Origin of the sequence: Bacteroides sp. AN502(2024), assembly GCF_041227145.1 — a bacterium.
Classification (GTDB): domain Bacteria; phylum Bacteroidota; class Bacteroidia; order Bacteroidales; family Bacteroidaceae; genus Bacteroides.
In genome coordinates this window covers 38,940-51,137 of record NZ_JBGFSP010000004.1, presented here as the reverse complement: position 1 = coordinate 51,137, position 12,198 = coordinate 38,940, and the positions used below count along the sequence as shown (strand labels likewise).

At 40.4% G+C, this 12,198-nt stretch carries 14 protein-coding genes; 13 read left to right on the top strand and 1 reads right to left on the bottom strand.

Annotated elements, in window-relative coordinates; translation table 11 throughout:
• Window positions 1-53 precede the first annotated feature (53 nt).
• The gene (locus AB9N12_RS15065; RefSeq protein WP_369892932.1) at window positions 54-1,313 is read right to left on the bottom strand and encodes an aminotransferase class I/II-fold pyridoxal phosphate-dependent enzyme; all 1,260 of its coding nucleotides are present in this window, start codon (window positions 1,311-1,313) and stop codon (window positions 54-56) included.
• Between the two features lie 345 nt (window positions 1,314-1,658).
• On the opposite strand from AB9N12_RS15065, the gene AB9N12_RS15060 reads away from it, so the two are divergent.
• The 13 genes from AB9N12_RS15060 (at window position 1,659) to AB9N12_RS15000 (ending at window position 12,189) form a co-directional block, all read left to right on the top strand.
• Window positions 1,659-2,399, top strand: a complete 741-nt coding sequence (locus AB9N12_RS15060) for a TetR/AcrR family transcriptional regulator (RefSeq protein WP_369892931.1) — start codon at window positions 1,659-1,661, stop codon at window positions 2,397-2,399.
• 490 nt (window positions 2,400-2,889) lie between these two features.
• Window positions 2,890-3,279: a type VI secretion system tube protein TssD gene (tssD, locus tag AB9N12_RS15055; RefSeq protein ID WP_032564752.1), complete on the top strand. Its 390-nt coding sequence runs from the start codon at window positions 2,890-2,892 to the stop codon at window positions 3,277-3,279.
• Window positions 3,280-3,367: 88 nt separating this feature from the next.
• On the top strand, window positions 3,368-3,817 hold the full coding sequence (locus AB9N12_RS15050; protein ID WP_369892930.1) for a hypothetical protein: 450 nt from the start codon (window positions 3,368-3,370) through the stop codon (window positions 3,815-3,817).
• A 15-nt stretch (window positions 3,818-3,832) separates the two neighbouring features.
• Window positions 3,833-5,212, top strand: coding sequence for a DUF5458 family protein (locus tag AB9N12_RS15045; protein ID WP_005787102.1), 1,380 nt, complete (start codon window positions 3,833-3,835; stop codon window positions 5,210-5,212).
• 12 nt (window positions 5,213-5,224) lie between these two features.
• Window positions 5,225-7,708 carry an ATP-dependent Clp protease ATP-binding subunit gene (locus tag AB9N12_RS15040; protein WP_369892928.1) on the top strand — a complete coding sequence of 828 codons (2,484 nt, stop codon included), beginning with the start codon at window positions 5,225-5,227 and terminating at the stop codon, window positions 7,706-7,708.
• 15 nt (window positions 7,709-7,723) lie between these two features.
• Window positions 7,724-8,152, top strand: a complete 429-nt coding sequence (gene tssD / locus AB9N12_RS15035; RefSeq protein ID WP_122143034.1) for a type VI secretion system tube protein TssD — start codon at window positions 7,724-7,726, stop codon at window positions 8,150-8,152.
• 26 nt (window positions 8,153-8,178) lie between these two features.
• The gene (gene tssD, locus AB9N12_RS15030) at window positions 8,179-8,586 is read left to right on the top strand and encodes a type VI secretion system tube protein TssD (protein ID WP_369892927.1); all 408 of its coding nucleotides are present in this window, start codon (window positions 8,179-8,181) and stop codon (window positions 8,584-8,586) included.
• An 11-nt stretch (window positions 8,587-8,597) separates the two neighbouring features.
• Window positions 8,598-9,464 (top strand): hypothetical protein, encoded by an 867-nt coding sequence (locus tag AB9N12_RS15025; protein WP_369892926.1) that lies wholly within the window; start codon window positions 8,598-8,600, stop codon window positions 9,462-9,464.
• Between the two features lie 4 nt (window positions 9,465-9,468).
• Window positions 9,469-10,446, top strand: coding sequence for a hypothetical protein (locus tag AB9N12_RS15020; protein ID WP_369892925.1), 978 nt, complete (start codon window positions 9,469-9,471; stop codon window positions 10,444-10,446).
• Between the two features lie 13 nt (window positions 10,447-10,459).
• Entirely contained in the window at window positions 10,460-10,867 is a 408-nt protein-coding gene (tssD, locus tag AB9N12_RS15015) for a type VI secretion system tube protein TssD (RefSeq protein WP_005787089.1), read from the top strand.
• 2 nt (window positions 10,868-10,869) lie between these two features.
• Window positions 10,870-11,289, top strand: coding sequence for a type VI secretion system tube protein TssD (gene tssD / locus AB9N12_RS15010; protein ID WP_005794665.1), 420 nt, complete (start codon window positions 10,870-10,872; stop codon window positions 11,287-11,289).
• A 4-nt stretch (window positions 11,290-11,293) separates the two neighbouring features.
• Window positions 11,294-11,752 carry a DUF5456 family protein gene (locus AB9N12_RS15005; protein WP_005787085.1) on the top strand — a complete coding sequence of 153 codons (459 nt, stop codon included), beginning with the start codon at window positions 11,294-11,296 and terminating at the stop codon, window positions 11,750-11,752.
• Window positions 11,749-12,189 (top strand): GPW/gp25 family protein, encoded by a 441-nt coding sequence (locus tag AB9N12_RS15000; protein WP_005787083.1) that lies wholly within the window; start codon window positions 11,749-11,751, stop codon window positions 12,187-12,189. Before AB9N12_RS15005 ends, AB9N12_RS15000 begins: the two co-directional genes overlap by 4 nt.
• Window positions 12,190-12,198 lie beyond the last annotated feature (9 nt).

Genomic DNA, 12,198 nt, shown 5'->3' with positions numbered 1-12,198 from the left:
CATCCATACCAAAATGCAGCCGCTGTATATTTGTATGAAAATATGTCGTTTTATCAAATAAGTCCGTATTTTTTGCCTATTTCATGGAAGGCGTTTATCAACCTGTCACAGTCTTCAAGCGTATGTGACGACATAACGCCAATTCTAATTCGGCACATATTAGGAGGTACAACCGGAGGAAATATGGCATTGGTAAATATATCCCTGTCATAAAGTTCCTTTGTTATCTGAGTCAATATGTATTCATCTCCCACAATCACAGGTATAATAGGAGTAATTGAATTTAATGTATTGAAGCCCAATGCTTTCAATCCATTTCTTACATATTCGGCATTCCGCTTCAGTGCATTCTGAATGTCCGTATTACGCATCTCTTTGATTACTTCAAGGGATGCCGCACAAATACTCTGGGGTAAAGAGGTAGAATACATGTTGCTACGGGCATAAACCCTCAGGTAATTAATAATGTTCTGTTTGGCAGTTATAAAACCTCCTATCGATCCTATTGCTTTACTGAGCGTTCCTGTAACGATTATATTTTCGCGCTCTTTTATATCATAATAGCTTAGCGTTCCGGCTCCGTCTTCTCCAATCACTCCCGTCGCATGGGCATCGTCTATTAAAAGTAATGCATTATATTTCTTCGTAATCTCTAAGATAGCCGGAATATCGGCAATATCCCCATCCATACTAAATACCCCGTCAGTCACCACCATCATACCATCCTTGTATTGCCCAGCATTTTCTTTTAATATTTTTTCAAGTGCTTTAGGATCATTATGCTTATATCTTACCATTTTGGCGCCGGACATTAGAGCCCCGTCAATTAAACTGGCGTGGTTGAGCCTGTCATATACCAGCAAGTTGTTAGGGCGTATCAATCCTACTATCACACCTATATTGGCAGTGAAGCCGGAAGAGAATAATATAGTGTCATCAAAACCGGTCAGCTTGGCTATTTCTTTTTCCAATTCATTTTGGAATATTGTCGTTCCGCTCAATAGTGGAACCCCGCCACTTCCTACTCCATAGTCAGTTGTTACACGAACCGCTTTTTCCACTACTGACGGCATACCGGTAGCATCCAAATAACTATTGGAACCGAACATCAGCATTTTCTTTATTTTATTAGTTTTTCTATCAGCAACCTCGACTTCCCTACCGCAACCGGAAACCATCGGGGATTTGACATAGATGTGTAGCGAGTTCTCTTCGTGTAGTTGGAGCTCTTTTTGGAAATTGGAGACTTTTTCCATAATACTGCCACTGGGGCTGTTCTTACACACTGAATAATCAATTTTAAACCCAGACATAATTTCTTGTATTTTAAATATTGTATATCATGAAATAATTCACAAATGTAGCAATAAAAATAAAATAAGCAAATTAATACGTCTATTATTGAAATGTAGATTTATTGACAGCATAGCTTTTGTTATTTGTCTATTGTCTGTAATGCATAAAATTTGTATATTTGCAACGATCCCCATTGCTCTATATGAAAGCAAATAAAAGGGAATGGGCTGGCTGTATAAATACTCGCAGCCTATTTGGGGATACTATCGCCAATTCAGAAAAGAGAAAGTTTATCGAAAATTAAAATAAGGAGATCTCCTTTTTACTGATTTACGTGAATTTATTTTTATTATTTAATAATAATGAAAGAGGAAAAAAAGAAAGCTCGAAATAGGAGAACAAATGAACAAATAGACAAGGATGTAATATCCGAACTTGAAAAGCTTGTAGCTGAATACGGTTTTGGAAATGTCAATCTGAGTGCATTGCTGAAAGCAGCAAGCATGGAAGCCAATGTGTTTTATAGAAGATACGGCTCAATGGACAATCTTTACGACAAGCTTGCCAAACAGTATGATTTCTGGATTAATAATGCTATCGATGTTTCCAGCCTGAACACATTGGGGCCTAAAAAGTTTTTTGCGGAAACATTCAAGACCCTTTATAGGAACTTGTCTGATAACACTGTAATGCAAAAGCTGTTGCTTTACGAAATATCGGTTATCAATGAAACGACAAAGAGAACAGCAGAAACACGGGATATTATGAATCTAAATTTGATAGCTTTTTATGATAATCTGTTTAAACCGGTGAAAATCAATATTAAAGCTATCGCCGCAAATCTGATTGGAGGAATTTATTATCTGATACTTCATAGGGATTGTGCGAAAATCTGCACAATAGATTTTAGTACTCAGGAAGGGGAGAAGGCCTTTTTCGAATGGATAGACTTTCTAACAGATACCATTTTTGACAAACTGGAAGCGTATGAAAGGAATAGAAAAGCAGTCCAAGAAATGTTATCTGACGGTATAAGTGAATTTAAAATATGCAAATATATGGGCATCAATAAAAATGACTTAAAAATGCTGCTTTCAAAATAACCATAGAAACCCACGAGTGAGCTTTCAAGGGAATCCCCCAGAAGTTTACGCACCTCCCCACCTATTTTATTTAATAGTACATATATAGTTTTAATGGCAATATTCAAACGTAAGAACGAAATGAGTATTGCTATTTTTTTTATTGTGGAAGTAAATATATGCAAACAATATATTTATATATAGTGGTTTTAATATACTCCAATATACTCCAAATAAGTTTAGGTAAATGATATTTTATTGTATATCAGTTGTTTATGATTGTTTAGGGTTTTGGTTTTTTACAATTAAAGACGTTTTAATCTATCTATAAATATATTATATCAAAAATATATATATAATTTTTTAAGCAAAATACTTTTCTTATAATATTTTTGTGCTATATTTGTGCGCAGAGGACTATATAGTAAGTGTTTTCTTGTAATCAAGATGAAGGTATCGCTTACCATACAGTCTGTATTAAACAAATTATTAACATTTAAACTCCTAAAACATGGCATTTAGAGCAACCTTAAGCTTTGCAGGAAAAGAGTTTGACGTGCTGGATTGCACGTACAATCTCAAAAGAGATGTGGATTCCAAAGGACGCCCATCTTCAAACATTTATGGCGGACAAATTCGTCTGCATGTGGAATCGACTGATGATACTTCGATTCTGGAGAACATGACCAATCAGTTTAAACCTCATTCCGGCAGCATCGTTTTCAAAAAAGGAGATGAAGAAGCCAAGATGAAGGAACTTACCTGGGAAAACGGATACATTACCGAATTTACCGAAAATATCGACATTGTCGGTTCGCAGCCGATGACTATCACTTTTGTCGTATCGGCTCAGGTAATCAAGATTGGTGGCGCACAATTTGAACAGAATTGGCCGAAGTAATCATTTAGTATTCATGTGGGTAACAGAAGCCATCTGCTGTTTTTTTAATATGTGGATGGCTTCTGTGGCTTAAAAACAAAAAAGACAAATGGCAATACTTGAATATGGAATTGGTGGTAATGAAGTGAAAGTTGATGCTTCCGAAGCCATCGCGAACATTCCGGAGAATCGCTCCCTCATTGTTGAACAGTTAACTGCTGACGAACCTGTAACTCCTGAAGCGGTCAAAGGTTTAAGTACTATCGAAGAGGTGTTTGCGCACTTCTTGCCCAACATTGATGTTGAATTTGAAAATGAAGAAGGGCAACCGGTAAAAGAAAACTTTAGATTTAGCTCAGTGGCGGACTTCAGTGTGAAGAATATGACACAGAATAGTCCATTCCTCCATAAGTTGGATACGGAGAAAACATTCTACGAGGGGATGGTGACGCAATTGCGCTCTAATAAAGTTCTACAACGGGTGTTGGAGAATCCGGAATCCAAAAAGGCGTTTATCAGCGCACTGGAAGCATTGAGTAACGAATTAAAGACCGAATAAAAGACAATAAGAACTATGGAAGATAATAAAAATAAGTCTGAAGTTCAGGCGCAAGAAACCGTTCAAGTTTCCTATAAAGAGAAAAACGGGGAATCCTCTCTGGCTTCGGCACTGGATGTGTTGTCCAGATTCGGCGGTTTCAATTTTCTGGAATCAACAGTAGATGGTGTTCAGAACCTGAACCCCGAGCGTAAGGCACGCAAAAAGATATTCTTAACCGATGAACAGAAACAAGAAGAACGGGAAGTGCTGAAGAATAAGATAGATATGTGGATCGACCTGCTGAACTCATCATCGGCAGTGACGGAAATGATTGCCACTTCTAAAGCTAAATCGGAAGCTGCCGCATCACATCTTGCCAAAAGCCAATTGGTGGCAGTGCAGAGTGTGAGGGATATGGAACAGGCATACCGTGGAGTGATGTTGTTCTATAAGAATACGGAAGCGGACAAAGTGAACAACGTGACGATAGTCAATGCTTCCAAAGAACAACTGACCGACCTCGACAATCCCCGCTTCATTGATTTCGTTGCCCGCGAACTGAAACAGAACTATGACAAGTTGGATTTACGTCAAAATTACTCACTGTTAGCCATTCCGGGTTATCTTGGTTCGAATAAGGTTCTTGAAAAATGGGCGAAAATCGCTTATGAAAATAAAGTGATGCTCTATACGGACTTTGCCGACCTTGATAAGCCGGAAGATGTGGTGGAACTGTTCTCTTCCTCCAATATGGCAAGTGGGGAGGCCTTCAAAAGCAATACCTGCATGACCTGCAACTGGCTGGTGGGACGTGCCGGATACCGGGAAATCGGTGAAGAGGAAGACCTCCATGTTTCTCCGTCTATTGCTTTGATGGGTAAAGTTTACACCACTCTGATGTCTCAGGTAACTGCCGGTAAGAAGTATGGCGGCATTAATGAAATAGATGCGGTGGTATTCCCGTTGAAGAAAAGCGAAATCTCACAACTGGAGAAAATGGGTTTAATTCCAATGGTCAATGAATATGGTAAAGTGATGGCGTTCTCCGCAAAGACATTGTTCAACGGTGACAATCTGGGATTGCAAACTTATTCTGTGGTACGTGTATTCGACTATATTACCAAGGTATTGTTTGATTTCCTGAACCGCCGTTCGTTCGAGAACTGGAGTTCTAAAACCGAACGTGACCTGAGAGGGCAAATTGTACAGTATCTTGATAGTGTACAGGGAGCCGACCGCCTTATCGAAAAATTCAAGATAATCCGTTTCGAGCAAGACCAAAAGCAGAAAGACCGTATTTATCTGGATATTCACATGACTCCGTTCTTCCCTGCCAAGAGCTTTGTTATCAAGTTGGACGGCACGAAAGGTGATGATGGTACAAACTGGAATACAAATTACGAACAGGCGTAATAAGAATAAAATATGGATTTTTTGAACATCAATGAAACAGTTCAGAGCGTAATCCGAATATCAAAAGGTGTCGCCCGTGAGTATGGCAATGCCAGCTATGCTCCGGCACACCTTTTGTTTGCCTTGATGCACAAAGAGGTAGGTCTGCGTTCGTTTGTCGAATCGTTGGGTAAGGACGCCGATTACTTGCGTGAATGGGCGGAGGTAAGAATAGAGGAGTACCCCAAGGCTGCCGGCGCAGGCGAGATAATGCCCGATCCGAAAGTTAACGAACTGTTTGAGCAAGCCGATAATGTACGAATCAAGTGGGGACTGCTGGAAATCAATCCACTTTGCCTGCTGGCAGCCATTGCTACACCCGAAGCAGGTTTCAGTACGGACGAGTTGCGCTCGTTCCCTATTCGGGAGCGTGAGATACATGACCTCTTCACGAGCGGAATGGGTAATATGAAAAAATCCGTAAGTACGCAGACTGACCTTCCGGGGAGTGAAGCCCCCCTATGGACAGCCGGGGCGGGCAATTTAGATAAGTACTGTACGGATAAGACTGCTCTTGCGGCAGACAAGAAAGTATATCCTATCGTGTGCCGTGACCGTGAGACACGCATGATGATGGAAATTCTGGGGCGGATGGGTAAGCCCAACGTGCTCATCATCGGCGATGCCGGTGTGGGTAAGACTGCTCTGGTAGATGGTTTGGCATGTAGCATCATTGAGGGTACAGTTCCCCAATATCTAAAGGACATGACTATCTATGAGCTTGACACAGGAACACTGATTGCGGGTGCTACCTACAAAGGCGAGATAGAAGAACGGCTGAAAGGAATCATCAAAGAATTGTCGGCTCACGGCAATGCGATTCTCTTCATTGATGAAATACATACGCTGATCGACCCCAAATCGGGCAACAGCGGAGCGGCAAGCATCCTGAAACCGGAGCTTGCCAAAGGAAATATAACGGTAATCGGAGTCACTACGGTGGACGAATACCGTAAACTGATTGAACCGGACCATGCCCTTAACCGGCGTTTTGAAGTATTGCAAGTATCGGAACCTGACCTTGCATCCACCGTAAATATGATACAGGCAGCTTTGGAAAGATATGAAAGCTACCACGGTGTGGGGGTAGATGTAGATTCGTTGCCGGAATGCGTGGCACTCGCCAAGCGTTATGTCAAGGAACGCCGTTTGCCGGATGCCGCTATTGATTTGATAGACCGTACCCTCTCTGCGGTTAAGATGATTAACCAGAGCGGGGAAAAAGATATAAAGGGACTGGCAGAGCAGCTTGCCGCGATTGAAGCGGCGGAAGACCAGCCCGAAGCGGAGCGCACGGAGAAGTTGCGGTTAGTCAACTTCACCATGAAGAACCGGTTAAGCCCTATCCTTCTGGGAATGATCTCCAATGGACAGAATGAACCGGAGTCATCAGACTACGGTGAATGGATGGATTATATTTTAGGTGTACTTGACCGATTGCGTGAATTGACCAAAGAGAAAATCGGGAAAATCACTTCCCATGAAGTGGCAGCCGTTGTTTCTTCTTCTACAGGTATCCCTATCGGCAAGATAGAATCCGGAGAGAAAGAAAAGTTACTCAACATGGAAGATATTCTGCGTCGTAGAGTGGTGGGACAGGATAATGCGCTGAAGGTATTGACAGATGCCATTGTCGAATCACGAAGTGGAATGAACAAACCGGGACAACCGATTGGCTCATTCTTCCTGCTGGGACCTACCGGAACCGGTAAGACTGAATTGGCAAAAGCATTGGCAGAAGCACTTTTCAATGACGAAAAGGCGATGATTCGTTTTGATATGTCAGAGTTTAAGGAAGAACATTCGGCAGCCCTGCTATTGGGAGCGCCTCCGGGATACGTGGGCTACGAAGAAGGTGGCGTACTCGTGAACCGGATACGCCGTCAGCCTTACGCGGTGGTGCTTTTCGATGAGATAGAGAAGGCCCATTCTTCCGTTTATGACATCTTCCTGCAAATCATGGACGAAGGCAAGCTACACGACCGTTTGGGCAAAGAGGGTGATTTTTCCAATTCTATCGTACTGTTTACATCCAATGTAGGTAGCGAATGGCTTAGCAAGCAGATTAATGAGGGCAAGAATCCTTCTACCACTGACCTGATGGAAGTCATGGGCAGTTATTTCCGTCCGGAGTTTCTTGCCCGTTTGTCGGAAATCGTGCCTTTCTCTCCTATTAACGAAACAATGCTGGTTCGTATCTTTGAGATACAGTTAAAGGGAGTTATAGCATTGCTTGAGAAGCAACATATTGACATTGAGATTACGGAGAAGGCAAAGAACCTGCTCGCTACCCGTGGCTTCACTCCGAAATACGGAGCACGTCAGGTGGCGGGTACGATACGTAACTATATCCGCCGTCCTATCTCAAAGATGATTGTTGCAGGAACATTGACGGCAGGGAATACAGTTGTTGTCGATGTGGCGGATAATGGAGATATTGATTGGAATGTGAAATGATAAAATGAAGATACTATGTTTGGACATAAAAGTTTTTTGAGGATAGGTGCTTTGGGCGATTCCAGTATTTCAGGATTGTACAAAGACAGTTATGAACTTGAAAATTGCCATTTCAGTTTTAATCAGGGAACGAACACGGATGGCAAACCGCAAACTGATGTACGAGGTGGAACCTTGTACCTGACTTATGCCGGTTTACCGCAAGATGATATGCTCCACTGGATACTGAACTCTAAAAAATATGAAGACGGTGCAATTGTAATATGCGATGACAGTGATGAACCTTTGGAAAAGATTTTATTTGAGCAGGCAGCCTGTACTGGATTGAATATTGAATATACGCAAAAAGGAAAAGCCTATATACATACTAAAATTATTCTCCAAGTACGAAAAATAAAGGTAGGTGAGACAACGTTTGAAAATCGTTGGACTATTAACGAATGAGTTTTTGACTATTAAAAATAAACGGTATGGAATTATTTAGTTTTCTACAAGTAGACAGTGACTTAACAGCATGGTTTATCCTTGATGGTCAGGAATATGAAATGAGCCATTTCGATATAAATTTCGCTCAATCTGTCGACCATAAAGGGCAACCGCAAGATGAAGTACGTGGTGGTATCATGTCCATTACATTGTCACAAACGCTTCCTGAAAACATTTACAGATGGGGAATGACATCCATTCCCAAAAATGGGTTTGTGATATTTAAATCAAAGACAACAAATCCTCCCTTGAAAATTAATTTTATTAACGCATATTGCATACGATTCAATCGAAGTATAGCCAACGAAGGAGGGTTAGAAAGTCAACTGGTAATATCACCTGATGAGATGTTAATAAACGGAATTAGCTTTGACAATCATTGGGTTAAATAATCTGCAATAAGATGGGTAAGAAAATAGAAATAAAGAAATTGTCTGATTTTGAGGCGATGGTAAATGCCGGTAATACGACCTATACGGGATTGGTAGAAGGCATCGGGTATGTATATTGGACAACGGAAACCCTATATTTTATCCGCACTAATCCGGAACAATTATGGGCGATTCCCAAATATCAGCAAATACCTTTTCCATATTTTCAAAGGAAAGATGCAATCATTGAGACCAAAACATTGCATACGCTCCATGTCTTGTCAAAAGATGAACTGTTGAAATTGGATTACGATGCCTATTATGCATTTTATGGTATCGTGGAGGAGATGCTAAAATTTATTCATCGGGCGGATGCTATTAAAAGTTATTTTGAAATACCTCTTCCCATAATAAAATCCAAAGGAGCACTAAAGGGAAATGACGCAAGAAATGGGATACTATCATTAGGTAGTCAAATAAATGACCAAATCGGAGCTCCCCTTGATGCAGCGAATATGCTAATGGATAATAAACATATAGGCAAAATTGGAGATGGATTGTCGCTTATTTCTATTATAGATGAGGTAGGTAATGGTGAATATTGGTCAGCTGCCGGAGACATTTTACTGTTTGCAGCCGGAAAAGCAAAATTAAGTCCCTATATGACTGTCATAAGTTTAGGCACATGGATGTATGAGACGGACTTGATGCAATGGAGATTAGCATGTATAAATTATAGCGATTACAAAAAAACACTAATAAAATATCGAGAATTACAAAAAAAATTTGAAAGTGGAGACAAATCTGTAGAGGAAAAGATGAATGAATGTCACAAAATACTGAATTCACATTATATAGAGATGCAAAAAAATTTAGGTAATCTAGGAGTTAAATTCTAAAATAATGAATATAAGAAATTTATTTTTTTTAGGTAGTATATTACTTTTATTGAGCTGCAAAAATAGTAAACAGCAGGAAGAATATAATTCTGTTAATATTATTAAATATATTAATATTTATAATGAAAACAACAGGATTCTAACTGCACAGGGTACTGAATATGACTATCTCTATTTTGGAGGCAATAAAGATAAAGGAATTTTGGCAGATGTAAATAATTTTATAAAGATATATAGTTATGATAATGATTCTTCTTGCTATACTGTAGAGGAACCCTTGTCGGAATCATTGCTAAAAACAATGAGTTACACTGAAAATACCATAGAAGAACTTGTATTGGAAAATAATAAAGACACATTTAGTTATACTTTTTCTACCTATTATGATAAGAATAAACCTAAGTATAAAAAAAGTATTATAATATTAGGAGATGGACCCTCTTCTGACTCAAGATATGAGGAATACTACTACTATGATAATAATGGAAATAATACGAAGAAAATCCATCATGATTTAAATACCGGGCAAATAGAAGAAACCTATAAATTTAATGATACAGATTATAAAGAAGCTGTTAATCTTGTCCCCTCTTCCGATTACAAACAAAATATCGAGTGTTCATTGAAACAAACTGTTAATGATACCTTAATCACTCGGATTACCTTAAACGGTGTACTTAATAGAGTGATGAAGGAATACATTGATGGAAAAAAGAAAATTAAGGAAGAATTGGACAATGATATGACTTTAGTCAATAAAGAAACAGAGTATGAAGAAAACGGACTGAAAGTAAATGTCAATCATACTATAAGAAGTACAGGCTACTCAACCGACAGTATCTATTATAAAGGGAACAAAAAAGTTAAGCATATCTACAATTCCGACTACAATGGTACCATAACACTTGAAATCTCAGAATATGATGAGCAAGGAAATATAGTAAAGAAAACCAAAAAACTCAGATGGCCATCAAATAAATAAAAATATTCGTTGGATGCAAACCTATTTATACTTACATAAAGAGAATATCGACCTTCCTCACGGTGTGTATCGGGGGAAATATCCGCTGAAACACTTTGATTACGGATTGAGCCGTAATGTGGGGCGTAAAGGTGAAATCACTTCCGGCGTATGCGGTGGAGAAATACGAATCGTCATTGATGGATTTGCTGACGCTACCCTGCTGGGATGGCTTTTTGACACCTTCCGTAAGGAAGATGGGGCGATTGTTACACTGGATGAACACGAAACGACCTTTGCCAAACTGCAATTTTCGGGCGCATCGGTAAGGAGCTATCGTATGAACTACGATTCGAGGGTTAAAAAAGGTGTGGTGACTATCATTGTGATAGAAGCCAAAGAGATTGTAACGGACAATGACTTATTTTTTAAAAACAAATAACTATGGGCTTTTTCGACAGGCTGTTTAAAGGAAAAGAAGTGTTTGCGGACAGACGCAATCCGGATATGGTATGCGAAATGACGCTTTGCGGAGAGTCGCACATCTTGTCCGAGTTTGATATTGCCTATGAGCCGGATAATTCCTCGAAAGAATATATGGAAGCATACGCTGTGTTCTCGGAGCCGGTAAATGCGGAGGTGGAGAACTGGATAATGCAATCGAACAGAAAAGAGAACGGAGTAGTCCGATTCTACCGCAACAGCGATGCTATGGACGAAGGTGCACTGTTCGAGATAAAATTCAGTGATGCAAGTTGCGTGCATTATCGCAATGTATCGCAGGGAGACGCATCGGTAAAGACCATTGTGATGACTTTTCCGTCTGTCCGGATGGGAGGTGATGAATTTGAACTAAAACGATAATATTATGGCTATATACTCACTACATGAAATGGCAGGACTACTCAAAACGGGTCTTTGGCAAGGCGGTGAAGTCGAGAAGCTCGGATACATCGGGACGGCAGTTCCCCATGCTTCCCCCGCACCGGCTTGCGGGCTTACGGGAGTATATATCAGTTATGATACTATGTTGGAGAGATGCGAAGTCTCGATGCAAGGCGGCGGGTGTGAATTATTCATTTCACAATACCACCCCTATACCGGAACTTATATGACCTATGTTCTGGAAAGCAATCTTTCCGACAGGAGATTACTTTTGGCTAAGTTGGAGGAGATACTGGCAGACCGGAGGAATCCCTACCTATGGTCGCATAACTTGTACAAAAGAAATTCATTCGGCATCGAGCGCCGGTATGACACAGGACATAGCAGTATGTGGGGCGGTAGAATAGCCGTACCACGACAAAGTAAATTCTTTGGAAGATGAAACAGAAATACTATAAACTACCGGTACGTTTGGAAAAGCTCTTCGAAGGAGATATCCGGCAACTGGAAAGATGTTCCGAACTGGAATCCATCGACCAGCACATCGAACTGTTGCTGACCACCTGTCCGGGTGAGCACCGTTTCGACCCCAAATACGGTTGTCGGATTTGGGAGTTGGACTTTGAGCGCATTGTTTCTACCGAACAATGGAAAGAACTGTTTACCGGATACGTGATGCAGGCGATTTCCACTTATGAGAAACGCATTTCCGACATCACTCTCTCGGTAAACCTACAAGAAGTCGTCAGGGAAGAAGTTCTGGATAACCGGATGATACGTAAGCGGGTAGATATTACAGTACTCGCCACATTGAATTCCACCGGTGCTCCCTGCGGTTTCGGTTACAAATTATACATGGGACCTTTATCAAACGAATAATCAGGCAGT

Coding starts and splice junctions, on each gene's coding strand:
- tssD (WP_369892927.1), top strand. CDS start 8,179: ATGGAATTATTTAGTTTTCTACAAGTAGACAGTGACTTAACAGCATGG.
- tssD (WP_122143034.1), top strand. CDS start 7,724: ATGTTTGGACATAAAAGTTTTTTGAGGATAGGTGCTTTGGGCGATTCC.
- AB9N12_RS15045 (WP_005787102.1), top strand. CDS start 3,833: ATGGAAGATAATAAAAATAAGTCTGAAGTTCAGGCGCAAGAAACCGTT.
- AB9N12_RS15065 (WP_369892932.1), bottom strand. CDS start 1,313: ATGTCTGGGTTTAAAATTGATTATTCAGTGTGTAAGAACAGCCCCAGT.
- tssD (WP_005794665.1), top strand. CDS start 10,870: ATGGGCTTTTTCGACAGGCTGTTTAAAGGAAAAGAAGTGTTTGCGGAC.
- AB9N12_RS15025 (WP_369892926.1), top strand. CDS start 8,598: ATGGGTAAGAAAATAGAAATAAAGAAATTGTCTGATTTTGAGGCGATG.
- AB9N12_RS15020 (WP_369892925.1), top strand. CDS start 9,469: ATGAATATAAGAAATTTATTTTTTTTAGGTAGTATATTACTTTTATTG.
- AB9N12_RS15050 (WP_369892930.1), top strand. CDS start 3,368: ATGGCAATACTTGAATATGGAATTGGTGGTAATGAAGTGAAAGTTGAT.
- AB9N12_RS15005 (WP_005787085.1), top strand. CDS start 11,294: ATGGCTATATACTCACTACATGAAATGGCAGGACTACTCAAAACGGGT.
- tssD (WP_005787089.1), top strand. CDS start 10,460: ATGCAAACCTATTTATACTTACATAAAGAGAATATCGACCTTCCTCAC.
- AB9N12_RS15040 (WP_369892928.1), top strand. CDS start 5,225: ATGGATTTTTTGAACATCAATGAAACAGTTCAGAGCGTAATCCGAATA.
- AB9N12_RS15000 (WP_005787083.1), top strand. CDS start 11,749: ATGAAACAGAAATACTATAAACTACCGGTACGTTTGGAAAAGCTCTTC.
- tssD (WP_032564752.1), top strand. CDS start 2,890: ATGGCATTTAGAGCAACCTTAAGCTTTGCAGGAAAAGAGTTTGACGTG.
- AB9N12_RS15060 (WP_369892931.1), top strand. CDS start 1,659: ATGAAAGAGGAAAAAAAGAAAGCTCGAAATAGGAGAACAAATGAACAA.